The following is a 17,500-nucleotide window of genomic DNA, read 5'->3' on the forward strand; positions in this document are numbered from 1 at the left end:
AAATGTTAGGGTTCCTTAAATTACTTTAGAGTTTAAAGATACTAACAAGTCTATTATTTACAAAGTACTAAAGGTTGTTTTAATGCTTTAAGTGTCGTAATTAATATAATTTCCAAATAGCCCAAGCTTTTTCGGCTTGTAATTTTAACATATTTAGTCCATTAATGGTTGTCGCTCCCTGCGCTTTACCCAATCTTAAAAATTTGGTTTCTTCAGGGTTATAAATTAAATCGAATAAAATATGGTTACTTGTAATAGCAGTGTAAGGAATATTCGGGCATTCTTCTATATTTGGAAAGGTGCCTAAGGGCGTGCTATTTATTATGATTTGATGATTTTTCACATCCGTTTCAGTAATTGAATCGTAAGTAAAACTAATACCTTCAGATTGTTTTCTGGACACATAATGGTAAGGAATGCCTAATTCTTTAAAGGTATAAGCAATCGCTTTGCTAGCGCCACCTGTGCCCAAAATTAAAGCACTTTTATGATGCGATTTTAAATAGGGTTTTAATGTTTTTTTAAACCCATAACAATCAGTATTATAGCCAACCAATTTACCTTTCTTTGTTATTTTAATGGTGTTTACAGCTCCAATAGCTTTCGCTTTTTTATTTATTTTATCAAGAAAAGGCAACACTACTTCCTTATATGGAATGGTAACGTTTAAACCTTTTAAATTTTCGGTGTTTTTGATAATTGAAGGAAATAAATCGATGGTTTCTATATCGAAATTTCCGTATTCGGTATCTGTAATGCCTTCGTTCTCAAATTTTTCTTTAAAGTATGCTCTTGAAAAAGAGTAGGATATGTTTTTTCCTAAAAGGCCTAGTTTATTCATTCACTTTTCTGGTTTTTTGTCCGTAATATTCAAGTGCCAAAACTATAGCAATTCCAAGAAAAATAAAAGCGATGGCGTAATAAGTATCGGTATTTAACTGCGGAATATAACGTTCGTAATTTAAAACGACTTTGGAACCAGTAGAATCTAGGATGGCTGTACCGTTATCCGTTAGTTTATAAATAGTGTTTTTCCAAGGCCACACCACGCCTAAAGAGCCAATTATAAACCCAATAATAGCCGAAAGTGTAATGCTTTTATAATGTTTTAAAATATAGCTTAAAATATGAGAAAAGGTTACTAAACCAGTTACAGAGCCTAGAGTAAAAACAACAAGGACTTTAAGCATCCTAATACGTTCATGATTGTTGATAAATCCAAAATCACCACTTAGAATTTCATAAAAAGTATCGGATAAAGCATTAACGGAATCTACTAAAAGCAACACGTAATTCCCAAGTAGGATGAGGATGAACGAACCGGAAAAACCTGGAAGCGTCATGCCCGAAACACTTATAATACCACAAAAAAAGACAAACAAAAGATTGTCGTTTTCTTTTGCAGGATTTAAAAAACTAATACTAAGGCCAGCTAAAATACCTAGTGCCAGCGATGTATAGGTTTTATAATTCCAATCTTTAAAATCTTTGTTGATGTAATAAATGGAACCGATAATCATTCCGAAGAAAACACTCCATATATATAATTCATAGTGTTTAATAAAGTAATCCAATACTTTTGAAATACTAAAATAGCTAACAACCATTCCAAAAAGCAGTAAGCTTAAAAACCGCCCGTTTATATATTTGTAAAAGCTTTTAAACCGCCCGTTAACAAGCAATTTAAAAGCTTTCCCATTTACTTTTTTAAGGGAATAAATAAATTCTTCGTAAAAACCAGCAACAAAAGCAACCACACCACCAGAAACACCAGGTACTTTATTTGCAGCACCCATTCCTAATCCTTTCAAGATTAGAAATAATTTGTCTTTAAGTGTTCTGGTGCTTTCCATTATTCTTTTTTAGAACCTACTTTCTCAAGAATAAAAATAGTTAAAAATCCGAGAATCACTAAAATTAGTGCAAATAGAAGCTTACTATCGCCATCAAATGTAAAAGGAGAAACACTTTCTTGAAGTAATGGACTTTTAAGACCTTTAGAATCGATATGCCAAGTTAAGGTTTTTTTCCATGGCCATACTTTGTTTAAGGATCCCAAAATAAACCCTGTTAGCAAAGCTAATGTGATATTATGATAGTGTTTAAATAGCCATTTTAAAACATGGCTAAAGCTTAGTAAACCAATAACAGCACCTGCAACGAATAAGGCAATTTTTTTTACATCTACATCATGAATGGCATCGCTTAAGGTTTTATATGCTCCTAAAATTATCAAAATAAAAGAACCTGAAATACCAGGCAAAATCATAGCACATATAGCAATAGCTCCTGCAAAAAACAGGAAATAATCGTTATTGCTGGTAGAAAGTGCTGGAAGCATAGTAATATAAAATGCTGCCAATGTACCGATTACAAAAGCAATGATAACGGGTAGATTCCACTTTGTTATTTGTTTGCCTACAAAATAAATACTGGCTATAATTAAACCGAAAAAGAAAGACCAAATGAGTACGGGATGATTTTCTAGCAAATATTTAGCAAGTTTCATGAAAGAAATATAGCTAATTATGATACCACTTAAAAGCGCTAAAATAAAATTAGCATTGGCTTGTTTCCAAAACGCATTGAATCCTTTGTTGAATAGTGTTTTAAAAAGTGATGCATTTATGTTACTTATTGTTGAAACCAATTCTTCATAAATACCGGAAATAAAGGCGATGGTGCCTCCTGAAACTCCTGGAACTGCATCTGCAGCACCCATAGCTAAGCCTTTTAGTGAAATAACGGCATAGTCTTTAAAACGTCTTTGCATAGTTTGATTTTTAAACTGAAACCAAAGGTATGGATTTTAGTGTGACGTAAGACTATTGATTTGTTTTTAGTAAATTTTTAACTAGTATTTTATTCGCAACTTCAGGGAAAAGTTCATCTATTATAAAGGTGTATTCCTCGTTGTAACGTAATCCGTTTTTTAAATGAAATATGCCTTTATCAGTTTCATTTAAAGAAAAATTTAAGCCAGCAAGACGGTATTCAATTTCAGCATTTTCAGGATAGAAATCTAAAGCTTGTTCAAAATTGGAAACAGCAGCTTCAGGTTCGCCTAATTTTATCAACAAATCGCCACGAGACAACCAAGTGTTTAGTTCAAAATTACCAAGTTCCAAAGTTTTTTTGAATCCACGTTCGGCTTCTTCAAAAAGGTTTAAACGTTGGTTTATTTGAGAATATAATTTCCAATAGGTTACATTTTCCGCATCAATATTTATGGCCTTGTTAATATAATATAATGCTTTTTGATAATTCTTTTTTCGATTATAATAACGGGTAATGGCAATCCAACCTTTATCCAATAAGGGGTCTTCATGTACTGTTTTGTAGAAATATTGAACGGCTAAATCATCATTCCTTAATTTTTCGTAACAAAAACCAATGCGTAACAGTGCAAACGATGTTGGTTCGTCCAATTGTAAAGTTATGCTGTAATTTTCTATAGCTTCTTCAAAACGTTTTAGTTTTTCCAGTACTTTGCCGCGTTCAATATAGGCGCCAACAAATGTATCGTCTGAAATGATTGCAAAATCAAATGCTGCTAATGCTTTTTTATAATTTTTAAGTTTGTAGTATTGTATTCCTAATTGATGCCAAGCGACTTCACAATACGGATTTTTATCTAAAAAGCTGTTTAAATATTCAATAGCTTCTTCCGTTTGGTTTAAGAATTCAAAGCAATATATGATGTTGTATAGAGCCGAGTAATCTTCTGTGTCTTCCTCTAAACACTTCATAAAAAAGTCTTTAGCTTCTTCAAATTGATCTAAAAACAAGTATTCCATACCAATTAGAGAATATAGATCTACAACATCATCTGTTAGTTCTAAGGCTTTTTTTAATACTTGAATAGCTTGTTCGTGGTCATCTTTTTTTGAAAATATATTAGCCTTCTGAATGTATATTTCTTCATTCATTGGGTCTAAATTATAAAGTTCATTCAACAGCCTATCTGCCTCAATTAGTTTATCTTCAAAAACATAAATTTCAACCTTAAAAAGTCTCAGATTTATAGATGTAGGATGCTGATCTAAACCAAGTTTTATCGCTTTTTTAGCTAAAGCAATTTTACCTTGATTAAGATAGTGGTGAATGATGTTTTCAAATTCTTCAGAATCGAAGAATAAAACATGATTAGTTTTTAGCATCGATTCAAACTTGGTTAATGGTAAATCGTTATTGTCATCATGACTAAACTCCATAAGCACATTTGTAAAGTTCTACTTGATTAAATTTAAGCTTCTATTTCTTTTTATTAGTCGTAAAACTCAAATGTTTTTAACAAAGTAATCAACAGTTTTAGTTATTGTATTAATAACAGAGTTTAGGTGGTTGATTATCAGTGTGTTTTGTAATTATTTTTATTTTTGAATTTTATTTAAAATATCAATAATAATACTGCAACCTTCAATAATTTCTTTGTTTGAGATGGTTAAAGGGGGTGTGATTCTTACGGCTTTAGGTTCAAAAAGCAACCAGAAAAGTATTAAACCTTTGTCTTGACTCTGTAAAATTACTGTATTTGTTATATCGGCAGAAGGGGTGATGATGGCAAGCATGAGACCTATTCCTCGAATATCTTTAATTAAAGGATGCACTAAAAGTTTGCGGAATAATTGTTCTTTTTCTAGGGCTTGTGCCATTAAATTACTTTCTGTTATTTCTTTTAAAGTAGCAAGTGCTGAAGCAGCAATTACGGGATGCCCTCCAAAGGTTGTGATGTGACCAAGTTTTGGATTGTCTTGAAGTAAATTCATTAATTTGGTAGATGCAGTGAAAGCTCCAATAGGCATGCCGCCGCCCAAACCTTTTCCCATAACTAAAATATCCGGAATGCAGTTGTAATTTTCAAAACCAAAAAGTTTTCCTGTTCTGCCAATTCCTGGTTGAATTTCATCTAAAATTAAAATAGCGCCTACTTCATCACATCTTTTTCTAACTTTTTCTAAATAGCCATTTTCTGGTTGAATAAAGCCTGCTCCGCCTTGTATGGTTTCTAAAATAACACCTGCTGTTTTTGTGGTAATAAGGTTTAAATCTTCTTCATTATTAAATGTAATAAAACGGACATCTGGAATTAACGGTCTAAAAGCTTGTTTGCGTTCTTCATAGCCCATTACGCTCATGGAACCCATTGTGTTTCCATGATAGGCGTTGTTTGCTGAAATAATTTCAATTCTACCGGTGGCGCGTTTAGCTAATTTTAAAGCACCTTCAATGGCTTCGGTTCCAGAATTTACTAAATACGTGTTTTCTAGAGGATAGGGCAGATTGTTAGCCAATAATTTAGCGAGTTCTACAGCTGGTTTTTGAATGTATTCACCATAAACCATAACATGTAAATACTTGTCTAATTGCTCTTTAATCGCTTTGATTACTTTTGGGTGATTATGTCCTAAAGGTGTTGCAGAAACACCTGCAACAAAATCTAAATAAGCTTTATTATTGGTATCGTAAATATAACTTCCGTTGGCATGGGAAACTTCCATAGCTAACGGATGTGGAGAAGTTTGGGTTTGGTATTTATAGAAATCGGATTTCATTTTCGTATTTGATCCCTTAATTAGACTTTGAATTTCTTATTCAGGTTGTGCTTCTGGAATATTTTGAGCTGCTTTATTTACCAGAACCCCTTGTCCTGCAAGTTTTACCCGTTCGAGTAACTCTGCATCAAAGAAATTTTCTTGAGGCACATAATCTTCTAAACCTTTTATAACAGGCAATTCAAAAGGTTCGTCCTCTTTAAATAAATCTTCAACACTAAGTGGGCGTTCATCTTCACGCCAATCGAAACCTTTTAAAAGCTTTTCTTTTTCCGGATATTTGGATTCTGGATATAAATTACCATCCACTTGGTTAATTCTTGTGTATTCCTCTATATCTCCATCGGCAAAAAGAATGGAAATACTGCCAGATCTGGCTTTGTCTATTCCTATAAGCTCTTGGTCTTCGTTCCTAGCATAAAATATAGATTCGGCATTTTTATCGATATTGACTTGTCGTAATTTGTTATCATCATTAAACAGCCCCGTTAATTTTATGCCAAAAATTTGATTGAATCCCGTTTTGCTGATGGTGTCTTTGCTAATGATGAAAGCATTATTAAATACCAATAACGAATCTAATTTTTCGGTTTTAGGATTAGAAATTAGGTGAATTGTATCACCTGTCATTTGGTTTTCAACATTCCACATGATGGGTCTTCTTTTGGTTGAAAACACATCTGTAGATGATAAACGTGCTAAATTTATTAATTTGGTAATACCCGTTTTTTGGTCAGAATGGATAGAATCTGCTTTACCACTTAAATCCGATTTATAAATTTTAGCTTTATAATACGCTCTAACAATACGGTTTTCGGGTTTACCAGTCATCATTATTTTATCGGCATGCATATAAATGGAATCATTTTCTTGTTTTGTTGCTACTAATGCACGTTTGATAATAAACAAGGAGTCTTGGGCTTTAAAAACTTCAGCATAATGCCCTTTTGCAATACTATGATTTATGGTGTCGGTTACTTTAACATTATTGGTTGCCGATGCAAATTTTTTTGAGTCATCAAAATAAATGCTATCGCCAACAATGATGCGATTGTTATAATGAATTTCAGATTTGTTAACGGCATAACCATTTTTGTTTTTTGTATCATAAAACCCTTTTTCGGTATAGGTTTTACTTTCAGTTGTTTTAATGGTTGATGGTCCAAATAAATAGGCATAACCCGTATCGGAATAAAAATCGAAATAATTGGAATTGATGGTGGCATCTTTGTTTACTAAAACCACATCGTCTACAAACTGATATTTCTTTTCTTGCATAAAATAGCGTCCTAACTTGCTGGTAATAGTTCCAGAAGTATCTTTAACAACGGTACCTCCACTTTTATAAAAAGCTTGTTGTTTTACGCGGTCATAGTACAAAGTGTCTGAAGAAATAGTTGAATTTGGGTCTTTTAACACCACCTCACCACTAGCAAACGCTAATTGTGTAATACCGCTATATTCAATATACTTAGAGCTCATATGAATGGTGTCACCTTCAACCAGTTTCACATTGCCGTAAGCTTCAATAAAATTTTCTTCACTATAATAAATGGCTTTATCACTCCACATATTAATGCTCCCTTGCATAATATGCACTTGTTGCATTTCATCACGAGTTAGAATTTTTGCTCCTGGATAATTGGCTTCATCAATATCTAATCTACCAGCATATTCTATTTGTATTTTCTTTTTTTCTTGAGAATAAATAATATCTGTTGAAAATGAGAAAAAAAGCAATATGATATATATAATTTGTTTGTTCAAGTTCTAAAAGTTTGTGACAAAAATAACGATAATTATGATGTATAATTGTATTGGAACAAAAAACGCTCCAAATAATTTTGGAGCGTTTTTAAATATATTTAGTAATATTTATTTTTTTCTAAAAATTGTCTGTTTTCTATCTGGTCCAACAGAAACGATCGTGATAGGGATTTCAAGTTCTTTTTCTAGAAACTCAATATAATCGTTTAATGCTTTAGGCATTTGAGAACCTTCAGACATTTGTGTTAAATCTTCTTTCCAACCATCTACTTCGGTGTAAATTGGCTCTACATTTTCTGGTTCGATGTTGTAAGGAAAATGTGAAATAACTTCACCTTTATATTTATAAGCGGTACATACTTTTAAGGTATTAAAACCAGAAAGCACATCACCTTTCATCATCATTAATTGTGTCACACCGTTTACTTGACAAGCGTATTTTAAGGCTACTAAATCTAACCAGCCACAACGTCTTGCTCTTCCTGTGGTGGCACCAAATTCTTGACCCACACGACTCATGGTCGCGCCATCTTCATCAAATAATTCAGTAGGGAAGGGACCAGAACCAACACGGGTAGTGTATGCTTTGAAAATACCAAAAACTTCGCCTATTTGGTTTGGTGCAACACCTAAACCAGTACAAGCACCAGCAGCAGTTGTGTTACTAGATGTTACGAATGGATAGGTTCCAAAATCGATATCTAATAATGAGCCTTGAGCACCTTCAGCAAGAATGGTTTGTCCAGATTTTTGTGCTTGGTATATAAATTCTTCAGAATCGATAAATTTTAATGTTTTTAAAACTTCAATAGCTTTAAAAAATTCAGTTTCTAATTCAGATAAGTTGTATTCAATATCCACATTGTAAAAAGCAATCATACTTTCGTGCTTATCAGCCAATGCTCTGTAACGTTCTTTCCAATCGCTTAGTTCTAAATCACCAATACGAAGACCATTTCTACCAGTTTTATCCATGTAAGTGGGACCAATACCTTTTAGTGTAGAACCAATTTTAGCTTTTCCTTTTGAAGCTTCACTAGCAGCATCCAATAAACGATGCGTTGGTAAAATAATGTGTGCTTTGCGAGAAATAACTAAAGACTTTCTATAATCTACATCTTGTGCTTCAAGTTTATCCAATTCCCCTTTAAAAATTACAGGATCTATTACAACACCGTTACCAACTAAATTGGTAGTATCATCATGAAAAATTCCTGATGGAATAGTATGTAATACATGTTTTTTCCCGTTAAAAACGAGTGTGTGTCCTGCATTTGGACCACCTTGAAAACGTGCAATAATGTTGTAGTTTGAAGTAAGTACGTCAACAATTTTCCCTTTGCCTTCGTCTCCCCATTGTAGTCCAAGTAGTAAATCTACTGCCATTGTAAAAAAAAGTTATTTAGTTGATTTTCTATTTCCGTAGAAATAAAGTGAATGATTATTAATTTCTATATCGAAAATTTCTTCGATGGTTTTTTTTATAGATTGAATTCTTGGGTCGCAAAACTCGATAACTTCGCCAGTATCTGTTAATATGACATGGTCGTGTTGTCTGTCAAAATACGATTTTTCGTAATGTGCTTGGTTTTGTCCAAATTGGTGTTTTCTAACCAATTTGCAATCAAGAAGTAATTCTATAGTGTTGTAAAGTGTTGCTCTAGATACACGATACTTTTTATTTTTCATGCTCAGATATAACGATTCTATATCAAAGTGTTCTTTATTATTATAAATTTCTTGTAGTATAGCGTATCTTTCGGGTGTTTTTCTATGCCCGTTATTCTCTAAAAAGTTAGTAAAAACTGTTTTTACTATCTCTTGATTTTTAGTTTCTGCGCTTTCATTCATAATTTCGTGGCAAATTTACACTTTTTTTACACTCTAGTAACCTTATCGATACCATTAATTTTTTTAAGTTTATCTAATAGCTTTTTTAATAGGGTATTATTTTTAACTACCAGATTAATTTTTCCCGAAAACAAACCGCCGTCACTCTCAAAACTAATACTTTTCATGTTTACGTGCATGTTTTCAGAAATTACTTTAGTAACATCGTTAACTAAGCCTATGTGGTCTATACCCGTGATTTTAATTTGAGCGGAAAACTCTTGTTGCGAAGAGTCGGCCCATTTTGCTTGCATGATCCTGTAAGCATAATTAGATTGTAAACTTAATGCATTGGGACAATTTTTTTTATGGACTTTAATGCCTTCAGAAACTGTTAAAAAGCCAAAAACATCATCGCCGGGTATTGGGTTGCAGCAACTTGATAGTTTGTAATCAAGTTTTTCTTCCTCTTTTCCAAAAACTAACGAATCGTAATTAGTGGTAATTTCATCTCTTTCAATTTCCTCTTTTTTAACGGTAGTTTTTCTGGAGATTTTACTTTTAATAAAACTCATTAAAGCATTGCTTCTAGACGATGCGTAATCTTTAAGCATGTTGTTGTCTATGGTGCCAATACCAACTCTGTAAAATAAATCTAAACTGGTTTTTAGTTTAAAAAAGTTTACTAATTCGTTTACCGATGCTTCATTAAGGTTTACTTTTAGTTGTTTTAATTTACGGCGCAGTATTTCTTTTCCTTCTTCAGCAATGCGTTTTTTATCTTCTCTTAAAGCGGATTTTATTTTGGTTCGGGCTCTGGCCGTAGTTGCATAATCTAGCCAGTTTGGGTTTGGTTTTGCACTTTCTGAAGTTAAAATATCTACTTGGTCGCCACTTTCCAGAACATGGTTTAAGGGTACTAATTTGCCATTTACTTTTGCTCCACGGGTTTTCATACCTACTTCAGTATGAATATTAAATGCAAAATCTAAAGAAGTAGCACCTTTTGGGAGCGATTTTAATTCACCCGCAGGTGTAAAAACAAAAATTTCTTTTGAGTATAAATTGAGTTTGAATTGTTCAACGAAATCTACCGCATTGGTTTCTGGGTTTTCCAATGCCTCTTGTAATTTGTTGATCCAATTTTCTAAATTATCTTCTTTTTCGCCTTCTTGTTTGTATTTGTAGTGAGCTGCATAGCCTTTTTCGGCAATTTCGTTCATGCGCTCACTGCGTATCTGCACTTCAACCCAACGGCCTTTTGGTCCCATTACGGTAATATGCAGGGCTTCATAACCTGTAGATTTTGGTGAAGAAATCCAATCGCGCAATCGGATAGGGTTCGGTCTAAAATGATCTGTTACAATAGAATAAATTTTCCAAGCTAAGAATTTTTCAGTTGAAGGATCGCTTGCATATATAATTCTAACAGCAAATTTATCGTACACTTCATCAAAAGAAACGCCTTGTTTAAGCATTTTTTTTCTGATGGAAAAGATAGATTTTGGGCGTCCTTTAATGGTATATGCTAAATTCTCTTTATCTAATGAATTTTTTATAACTTCACTAAATTGAGATATATATAGATCTTGTTCTTCCTTGCTTTCCTTTATTTTGAATAAAATATCATTATAAACATCGGGTTCTGTATATTTTAAACTTAAGTCTTCAAGTTGGGTTTTTATGTTATAAAGTCCAATTCTATGTGCTAAAGGTGAATAAATATATAAGGTTTCAGAAGCAATTTTTTCTTGTTTGTCTGAACGCATCGAGTCCATAGTCTGCATATTATGCAAACGGTCTGCAATTTTTATAATAATTACACGTACATCATCATTCAGCGTAAGCAGCATTTTCCTGAAATTTTCAGCTTGCAAAGACACGTTCATGTCCTTTTCTTTACTTAATGAAGATATTTTGGTAAGCCCATCTACAATGGTTGCTACGGTTTTTCCAAATTGGTTTTCAATATCGGCAATGTCGTAATCAGGACTGTCTTCAACTACATCATGCAGTAATGCCGCGGCAATAGATGTAGCATCTAAGCCAATTTCTTGCGCAACAATTTTGGCAACAGCAATGGGGTGAAATATGTAAGCTTCACCAGATTTTCTGCGCTGATTTTTATGCCCGTCTACAGCAACTTCAAAAGCCTTACGAATTAGTTTTTTATCATCATCAGTTAACGTGGTGTAACTAACTTTTAATAACTCTTTGTAGGCTTTGGTTATGGCGGCATTTTCTTTTTCAATAGCTTCCTCTGTCATAATTTAAAAGTAACATAAAGAATATTAACAACCAATAGTATTGTTAAATTTTATAATGATTATTTAAGATTGAGAATTTAAAAAAGTAACGAGTTGCGATACTGCTTTTCCTCGGTGTCCCACACTGTTTTTTAAGCTTAAGTCCATTTCTGCAAATGTTTTATCATAACCGTGGGGTTTAAAAACAGGATCGTATCCAAAACCATTTTCGCCTTGTTTTGTTTTTGTAATTTCACCTTTGCAAATACCTTCAAAAGTGTACTGTTTGTTGTTTAGCTGTAAACAAATAACTGTTTTAAATTGAGCGTTTCTATTTGAATTGCTTTTTATGGCTTCTAATATTTTTTTCATATTGTCTTCATCACTGCGTTGTTCACCAGCATAACGTGCAGAAAACACACCAGGTTCACCGTTTAAAGCCTCAACTTCCAACCCAGTATCATCGGCAAAACAATCGTATCCATAATTTTCTTTAATATAAGTTGCTTTTTGAATAGCGTTCCCTTCAATAGTGTTTTGAGTTTCAGGAACGTCTTCAAAGCATTCAATATCCTTTAAACTGAGTAGTTTAATGTAGTTAGGTATTAAAGCTTGTACTTCTTTAAGCTTGTTTAAATTATTGGTAGCGAAAACGATTTGCATATAAGTATGATGTAAAATTGATTTCAAAAATACTATTATAAAATTTTCAAGATGAATTTATATACGTAAATATTTTAACTTTTTTTATGATTAAAATATGAAGATTTTATTAAAAATAATGTAATTTACATCACGATAAATTAATAAAAAAGTAATTATTATGACAGTAAATTTTCAATACGTAGGAGTCGATGTAAGTGAAACATTATCAGCTTTCACAGAAGAAAAGTTAGAAAAACTATTCAACAAATATGAATTTTTAATAAGTGCCACTGTATATTTTAAGCAAGATGAAAATAAACATGAAACAGGTAAAATATGTAATATAGAATTAAGTTTACCAGGGCCTAGAATTTTTGCTACTTCTACTGAAAAAAACTTTGAAGTAGCCGTTAGAGAAACTATTAGTGATTTGGAGCGCCAATTAGGCAAACGAAAAGAGGTTTTTAAAACTCATTAAATCAATTAATAATTAACAATTATCTATGATGGTAGGGTTCGTTTTTTAATATTGTAAACCCTCTATATAGTTGTTCAATAAAAAACAAGCGAATCATTTGATGGGAAAATGTCATTTTAGATAATGATATTTTCCCATTTGCTTTATTATACACATCCTGCGAAAAACCATAAGGGCCTCCAATTACAAATACTAATTGTTTAATACCGGAATTCATGTGTTTTTGTAAATACTCCGAAAAAGCTAACGAGTCTTGTTGTTTTCCATTTTCATCCAGTAGAATTAAAACATCAGTCGCCGTTAGCTTACTTAAAATAAGTTCGCCTTCCTTTTGTTTTTGCTGTTCTTCACTTAGGTTTTTGGCCTTTTTTATATCTTGAATAATATCTATTGAAAACTTAATATAAAAACCCAATCGCTTGGTATAGTCGTCCATTAACGATTGTAAATTGTTATTATCTGTTTTCCCTATGGCAATTAATTTGATGGTCATAATGACAAAATTACTACTTACTATTTATGAATAATGAATTTAAATATGAAAATTTTATAAAATTCATAAATGTAAAATATAAATAAGTAAATCAATTTCTTATTTTTGTGGCAAATCAACCTATATTATGATAACACAAGAGCAATTTGATGAAGAAGTCAAATCAATAATTTCCAATGCCATTAGAGAAGATGTTGGAGATGGCGATCATAGTTCATTAGCATGTATTCCAGATAATGCCAGAGGCAAAGCGAAACTTTTGGTAAAAGATAAAGGTATTATTGGCGGAGTTAACTTTGCTAAAAAGGTTTTTGCTTATGTTGATAAAAATTTAAAGCTAGAAATTCTTATTGAAGATGGCTCTGAAGTGACCTACGGCGACATCGTTATGTATGTTGAAGGATCATCGCAATCCATACTTAAAGCAGAACGCACCGTGTTAAATGCCATGCAACGTATGAGTGCTATTGCAACAAAAACACGCATGTTTGTAGATTTGTTGGAAGGCACTAAAACCCAAATTTTAGATACAAGAAAAACAACTCCGGGTATTCGTGTGTTGGAAAAATGGGCTGTTAAAATTGGTGGAGGTGAAAACCACAGGTTTGCTTTATATGATATGATCATGCTAAAAGACAACCATATTGATTTTGCTGGAGGTATTACTAAAGCTGTTGAAATGAGCAAGCAATATCTAAAAGACACCGGGAAAGATTTAAAAATAATGGTGGAAGCTAGAAACTTAACCGAAGTTGAAGAAATTCTGCAAAACGATGGAGTTTATAGAATTTTACTTGATAATTTCGATTATGAAGATACCAAAAAGGCGGTGAAAATGATAGGGGACAAATGCTTAACCGAATCTTCTGGAAATATTAACGAAACAACCATTAGGCATTATGCAGAATGTGGCGTCAATTATATTTCATCGGGTGCATTAACGCATTCTGTTCATAATATGGATTTAAGTTTAAAAGCAATTAAGTAGTTTTACTTAGTATATATTTTAATGTCAGTATAATTTATTTTTATTATACTGACATTTTTAATTTTAATAACTTTGTTTTGAATTTTAACGTACATTATTAATGACAAAGCCCCTTGAAGATAAACTCGATAAAATTCCTATTATAAATATTTTAGTGCGTTTTTTTAAACGAGCCAAATTACCGGGTCTTGAAGGTTTATCGTTTTACGATTTATTAGAGCTTTATATTACAGGTATTGTAAAGGGTGCTTTAACTACAAGGGCAAGTGCCATTGCGTTTAGTTTTTTTATGGCCATATTTCCTTTTTTACTCTTTGTTTTAATCATTATACCTTATGTACCTATAGACGATTTTAAAATTGAGTTTCTTCGGTTTTTAGAATCATTTTTACCACCAAAAACCTCCGATTTTTTCTTTGATAGTATTTTTGAAGGAATTGATAATTCTCAACGAGGTGGTTTATTGTCATCTGTATTTGTGTTATCTATTGCACTTATGGCAAATGGTGTTAACGCTTTGTTCTCTGGTTTTGAGAACTCATATCACCAACAACTATCTAGAAATGTATTTCGTCAATATTTATTTGCTTTGGGAGTCGCAGTAATTTTGGCTTTTTTGCTCATTATTACCATTGCAGTATTAGGGTATTTTCAAATTTTTGTAGTGCAAAAAGTATTAGATGCTTTAGATAATAAAGGCTATAATGTTGCAGAACAAAGTGTTTTTTGGTTCAACCTAGCTAAGTATGTTTTTTTCGTATTTATTGTGTACATAGCAACAGCAACCATGTATTATTTTGGAACTAAGGAAGGGAAATATTCTAAATTCTTTTCTGTTGGTGCAGGTTTTACAACATTCCTTATCATTATATTGTCTTATCTATTTGGTATTTATATTGAAAATTTTGGACAGTATAATAAATTATATGGCTCTATTGGTGCACTTTTAATTCTTATGATTTATTTGTGGCTAATTGCCAATATTTTATTGTTGGGTTATGAATTGAATGCCTCTTTAAATAAATTGCGTAGAAGATCTTAAATTATGCCATATTTTATAGACATTATTATACCAATACCACTTCAAAAGTTGTTTACATATAGTATAACAAAAGCAGAAGCTGAGTTTTTGAAAATTGGTATGCGTGTGTCTGTTCCTTTTGGGAAATCTAAAATTTACACGGGCATTGTCGCAAGAATTCATAACAATCCACCAACAACATATGAAGCTAAAGAGATTCATCAAATATTAGATGAAGGGCCTATTGTAAATGAAAAACAATTACAATTATGGCAATGGATAGCGAACTATTACATGTGCACTTTGGGCGATGTGATGAGAGCTGCTTTACCAAGTGCTTTCATTTTAGAGAGTGAAACCATTATCACAAAGCATAAAAAACTGATTGACGAATCCATTTTGTTAGATGATGAATTTTTGGTTTATGAAGCATTACAGCATCAATCATCATTAAAAATTCATGATATTTCTAATATTCTTGATAAAAAAAATGTGCTTCCCGTAATTAAGAGGCTGATTGAAAAAGAAGTGATTGCTGTTGAAGAAGAAATATACGAAAAGTACAAACCAAAATTGGTGCGTTATGTGAAGTTGCACGCTCAGTTTGCTTCGCAATCAGCTTTACAAAAATTACTAGAAGATTTAAGTCGCGCGCCCAAACAGCATCAGGTGGTTTTAACTTTATTTTCAATTTCTGCAAAAACAAAGAAACCTGTAAAAGTAGCAGATTTATCTACCGAAAGTGGTGCATCTTCGTCAATTATAAAATCGTTAATAGATAAAGGTGTTCTTGAAGAATATTTTATCCAAACGGATAGAGTTCAGTATTCTGGTGATGACAATGAAGATTCTAAAAGTTTAAATGACTATCAAGCCACAGCATTAACTGAAATTAAAGAATCATTTAAAGATCAATCTGTGGTATTGCTTCATGGTGTCACCTCTTCAGGAAAAACCGAGGTTTATGTAAAACTTATTGAAGACGTTTTAAATAAAGGTCAACAAGTTTTATATTTATTACCAGAAATAGCATTAACAGCGCAATTAATCACCCGTTTACAAAATTATTTTGGGGAACAAGTGGCGGTGTTCCATTCTAAATATTCATCGCATGAACGTGTTGAGGTTTGGAATCATGTACTAAACAATTCCGCAAAAGCGCAAATAGTTTTAGGGGCGCGTTCCTCTATATTCTTACCATTTAATAGCTTAGGATTAATTATTGTAGATGAAGAACACGAGCAATCCTTCAAACAATTTGATCCAGCACCGCGTTATCATGCACGAGATACTGCTGTGGTGTTAGCACATATTCATAATTCAAAAGTGCTTTTAGGGTCTGCTACTCCAAGTTTAGAAAGTTACTTTAATGCGAAACAAAATAAATATGGTTTTGTTGAAATAACAAAGCGGTTTAATGATGTGTTAATGCCTGATGTTGAGTTGGTAGATATTAAAGATGCCTTGAAAAAGAAACGCATGAAAGGGCATTTTAGCGACCGACTTTTAGAAGAAATGACCGAAACCTTACGTGAAGGACATCAAATTATTCTATTTCAAAACCGTCGTGGGTTTTCACCCATAGTAGAATGTCATACCTGTGGGCATTCACCACAATGTCCCAATTGCGATGTGAGTTTAACTTATCATCAATATCGCGATCAATTACGATGTCATTATTGTGGTTTTGTTGAAATTATGCCGAAAACCTGTAAAGCTTGTGGAAGTCCAGAATTAGATAATAAAGGTTTTGGAACCGAACAAATAGAAGCCGAAGTAAAACTGCTTTTCCCAGATTATAAAGTAGCTAGAATGGATTTAGATACCACACGTGGTAAATACGGCTATGAAAAAATTATTACAGCTTTAGAACAACAAGAAATTGATATATTGGTGGGAACCCAAATGCTAACTAAGGGATTGGATTTTAGAAACGTTAAACTTGTTGGAATAATGAACGCAGATAACATGTTGAATTTTCCAGACTTTAGAGCGCACGAACGTAGTTTTCAACTCATGTTACAAGTATCGGGTAGGGCAGGGCGCACCGAGGAACGTGGCAAAGTGTTAATTCAAACTTACAATCCACACCATAATATATTACAGCAGGTTTCTACTAATAATTATATAGATATGTATAACGAACAAATGAACGATCGTTATAATTACAAATATCCGCCCATTTATAAGCAAATAAAAATCACATTAAAACATAAAGATTTTAGTAGAGTAGATACTGCTTCCATTTGGTATGCCAAATCGCTTCGAAATGTATTTGGAGATAACATATTAGGACCTGAATCGCCACCAATTGCCAGAATTAGAAATCAGTTTCTTAAAAATATTTTGGTAAAAATTCCTAAAAAGCAGTCCTTATCAAAAACAAAAGAAGCTATCATTAAAATAAATAATAGCTTCTTAAATGTAAAAGATTTTCGGTCGGTTAAAGTAATTTTAAATGTCGATAACTTTTAAAT

General features: G+C 32.4%; 15 protein-coding genes. 4 read left to right on the plus strand and 11 right to left on the minus strand.

The annotated features are described in order from the left end of the window. Nucleotides 1–100 precede the first annotated feature (100 nt). From EV196_RS16130 to EV196_RS16175, 10 genes are all read right to left on the minus strand, one after another. Entirely contained in the window at nt 101–841 is a 741-nt protein-coding gene (locus EV196_RS16130) for a shikimate dehydrogenase family protein (protein ID WP_132218811.1), read from the minus strand. After that, the gene (locus tag EV196_RS16135; RefSeq protein WP_132218812.1) at nt 834–1,853 is read right to left on the minus strand and encodes a DUF368 domain-containing protein; all 1,020 of its coding nucleotides are present in this window, start codon (nt 1,851–1,853) and stop codon (nt 834–836) included. Before EV196_RS16135 ends, EV196_RS16130 begins: the two co-directional genes overlap by 8 nt. Continuing rightward, a complete protein-coding gene (locus EV196_RS16140; RefSeq protein ID WP_132218813.1) occupies nt 1,853–2,773 on the minus strand; it encodes a DUF368 domain-containing protein in 921 nt (306 codons plus the stop codon). Before EV196_RS16140 ends, EV196_RS16135 begins: the two co-directional genes overlap by 1 nt. Nucleotides 2,774–2,825: 52 nt before the next feature. Further along, a complete protein-coding gene (locus EV196_RS16145) occupies nt 2,826–4,214 on the minus strand; it encodes a tetratricopeptide repeat protein (RefSeq protein ID WP_132218814.1) in 1,389 nt (462 codons plus the stop codon). A 159-nt stretch (nt 4,215–4,373) separates the two neighbouring features. Next, on the minus strand, nt 4,374–5,555 hold the full coding sequence (locus tag EV196_RS16150; RefSeq protein ID WP_132218815.1) for an aspartate aminotransferase family protein: 1,182 nt from the start codon (nt 5,553–5,555) through the stop codon (nt 4,374–4,376). 36 nt (nt 5,556–5,591) lie between these two features. Continuing rightward, nucleotides 5,592–7,322, minus strand: a complete 1,731-nt coding sequence (locus EV196_RS16155) for an OstA-like protein (RefSeq protein WP_132218816.1) — start codon at nt 7,320–7,322, stop codon at nt 5,592–5,594. Nucleotides 7,323–7,430: 108 nt separating this feature from the next. Then, the gene (locus EV196_RS16160; protein WP_132218817.1) at nt 7,431–8,708 is read right to left on the minus strand and encodes an adenylosuccinate synthase; all 1,278 of its coding nucleotides are present in this window, start codon (nt 8,706–8,708) and stop codon (nt 7,431–7,433) included. 12 nt (nt 8,709–8,720) lie between these two features. Then, nucleotides 8,721–9,173: a Fur family transcriptional regulator gene (locus tag EV196_RS16165; protein ID WP_132218818.1), complete on the minus strand. Its 453-nt coding sequence runs from the start codon at nt 9,171–9,173 to the stop codon at nt 8,721–8,723. A 26-nt stretch (nt 9,174–9,199) separates the two neighbouring features. Further along, nucleotides 9,200–11,419, minus strand: a complete 2,220-nt coding sequence (locus EV196_RS16170; RefSeq protein ID WP_132218819.1) for a RelA/SpoT family protein — start codon at nt 11,417–11,419, stop codon at nt 9,200–9,202. 63 nt (nt 11,420–11,482) lie between these two features. Next, nucleotides 11,483–12,061 (minus strand): non-canonical purine NTP diphosphatase, encoded by a 579-nt coding sequence (locus EV196_RS16175; protein ID WP_132218820.1) that lies wholly within the window; start codon nt 12,059–12,061, stop codon nt 11,483–11,485. Between the two features lie 160 nt (nt 12,062–12,221). On the opposite strand from EV196_RS16175, the gene hpf reads away from it, so the two are divergent. Continuing rightward, a complete protein-coding gene (hpf, locus tag EV196_RS16180) occupies nt 12,222–12,521 on the plus strand; it encodes a ribosome hibernation-promoting factor, HPF/YfiA family (RefSeq protein WP_132218821.1) in 300 nt (99 codons plus the stop codon). A 19-nt stretch (nt 12,522–12,540) separates the two neighbouring features. Here the strand turns inward: hpf and rlmH are convergent, their stop codons facing one another. Then, nucleotides 12,541–13,014: a 23S rRNA (pseudouridine(1915)-N(3))-methyltransferase RlmH gene (rlmH, locus tag EV196_RS16185; protein WP_132218822.1), complete on the minus strand. Its 474-nt coding sequence runs from the start codon at nt 13,012–13,014 to the stop codon at nt 12,541–12,543. 127 nt (nt 13,015–13,141) lie between these two features. Here rlmH and nadC point away from each other — a divergent pair, with 127 nt between their 5' ends. The 3 genes from nadC to priA all read left to right on the plus strand — a co-directional run bounded on the left by nadC (nt 13,142) and on the right by priA (nt 17,498). After that, complete coding sequence (gene nadC / locus EV196_RS16190; protein WP_132218823.1) at nt 13,142–14,002, plus strand: carboxylating nicotinate-nucleotide diphosphorylase; 861 nt, start codon at nt 13,142–13,144, stop codon at nt 14,000–14,002. Nucleotides 14,003–14,102: 100 nt separating this feature from the next. Next, on the plus strand, nt 14,103–15,044 hold the full coding sequence (locus EV196_RS16195; RefSeq protein ID WP_132218824.1) for a YihY/virulence factor BrkB family protein: 942 nt from the start codon (nt 14,103–14,105) through the stop codon (nt 15,042–15,044). Nucleotides 15,045–15,047: 3 nt separating this feature from the next. After that, nucleotides 15,048–17,498, plus strand: coding sequence for a replication restart helicase PriA (gene priA / locus EV196_RS16200; RefSeq protein WP_132218825.1), 2,451 nt, complete (start codon nt 15,048–15,050; stop codon nt 17,496–17,498). Nucleotides 17,499–17,500 lie beyond the last annotated feature (2 nt).

This window comes from Mariniflexile fucanivorans (assembly GCF_004341235.1).
Taxonomy (GTDB): Bacteria; Bacteroidota; Bacteroidia; order Flavobacteriales; family Flavobacteriaceae; genus Mariniflexile; species Mariniflexile fucanivorans.

What these genes read in the sequence shown, in the direction of transcription:
- rlmH (WP_132218822.1), bottom strand. Translation starts at nt 13,014, where the DNA reads ATGACCATCAAATTAATTGCCATAGGGAAAACAGATAATAACAATTTA.
- EV196_RS16145 (WP_132218814.1), bottom strand. Translation starts at nt 4,214, where the DNA reads ATGGAGTTTAGTCATGATGACAATAACGATTTACCATTAACCAAGTTT.
- EV196_RS16195 (WP_132218824.1), top strand. Translation starts at nt 14,103, where the DNA reads ATGACAAAGCCCCTTGAAGATAAACTCGATAAAATTCCTATTATAAAT.
- EV196_RS16160 (WP_132218817.1), bottom strand. Translation starts at nt 8,708, where the DNA reads ATGGCAGTAGATTTACTACTTGGACTACAATGGGGAGACGAAGGCAAA.
- EV196_RS16150 (WP_132218815.1), bottom strand. Translation starts at nt 5,555, where the DNA reads ATGAAATCCGATTTCTATAAATACCAAACCCAAACTTCTCCACATCCG.
- EV196_RS16140 (WP_132218813.1), bottom strand. Translation starts at nt 2,773, where the DNA reads ATGCAAAGACGTTTTAAAGACTATGCCGTTATTTCACTAAAAGGCTTA.
- hpf (WP_132218821.1), top strand. Translation starts at nt 12,222, where the DNA reads ATGACAGTAAATTTTCAATACGTAGGAGTCGATGTAAGTGAAACATTA.
- nadC (WP_132218823.1), top strand. Translation starts at nt 13,142, where the DNA reads ATGATAACACAAGAGCAATTTGATGAAGAAGTCAAATCAATAATTTCC.
- EV196_RS16135 (WP_132218812.1), bottom strand. Translation starts at nt 1,853, where the DNA reads ATGGAAAGCACCAGAACACTTAAAGACAAATTATTTCTAATCTTGAAA.
- EV196_RS16170 (WP_132218819.1), bottom strand. Translation starts at nt 11,419, where the DNA reads ATGACAGAGGAAGCTATTGAAAAAGAAAATGCCGCCATAACCAAAGCC.
- EV196_RS16130 (WP_132218811.1), bottom strand. Translation starts at nt 841, where the DNA reads ATGAATAAACTAGGCCTTTTAGGAAAAAACATATCCTACTCTTTTTCA.
- EV196_RS16165 (WP_132218818.1), bottom strand. Translation starts at nt 9,173, where the DNA reads ATGAATGAAAGCGCAGAAACTAAAAATCAAGAGATAGTAAAAACAGTT.
- EV196_RS16175 (WP_132218820.1), bottom strand. Translation starts at nt 12,061, where the DNA reads ATGCAAATCGTTTTCGCTACCAATAATTTAAACAAGCTTAAAGAAGTA.
- priA (WP_132218825.1), top strand. Translation starts at nt 15,048, where the DNA reads ATGCCATATTTTATAGACATTATTATACCAATACCACTTCAAAAGTTG.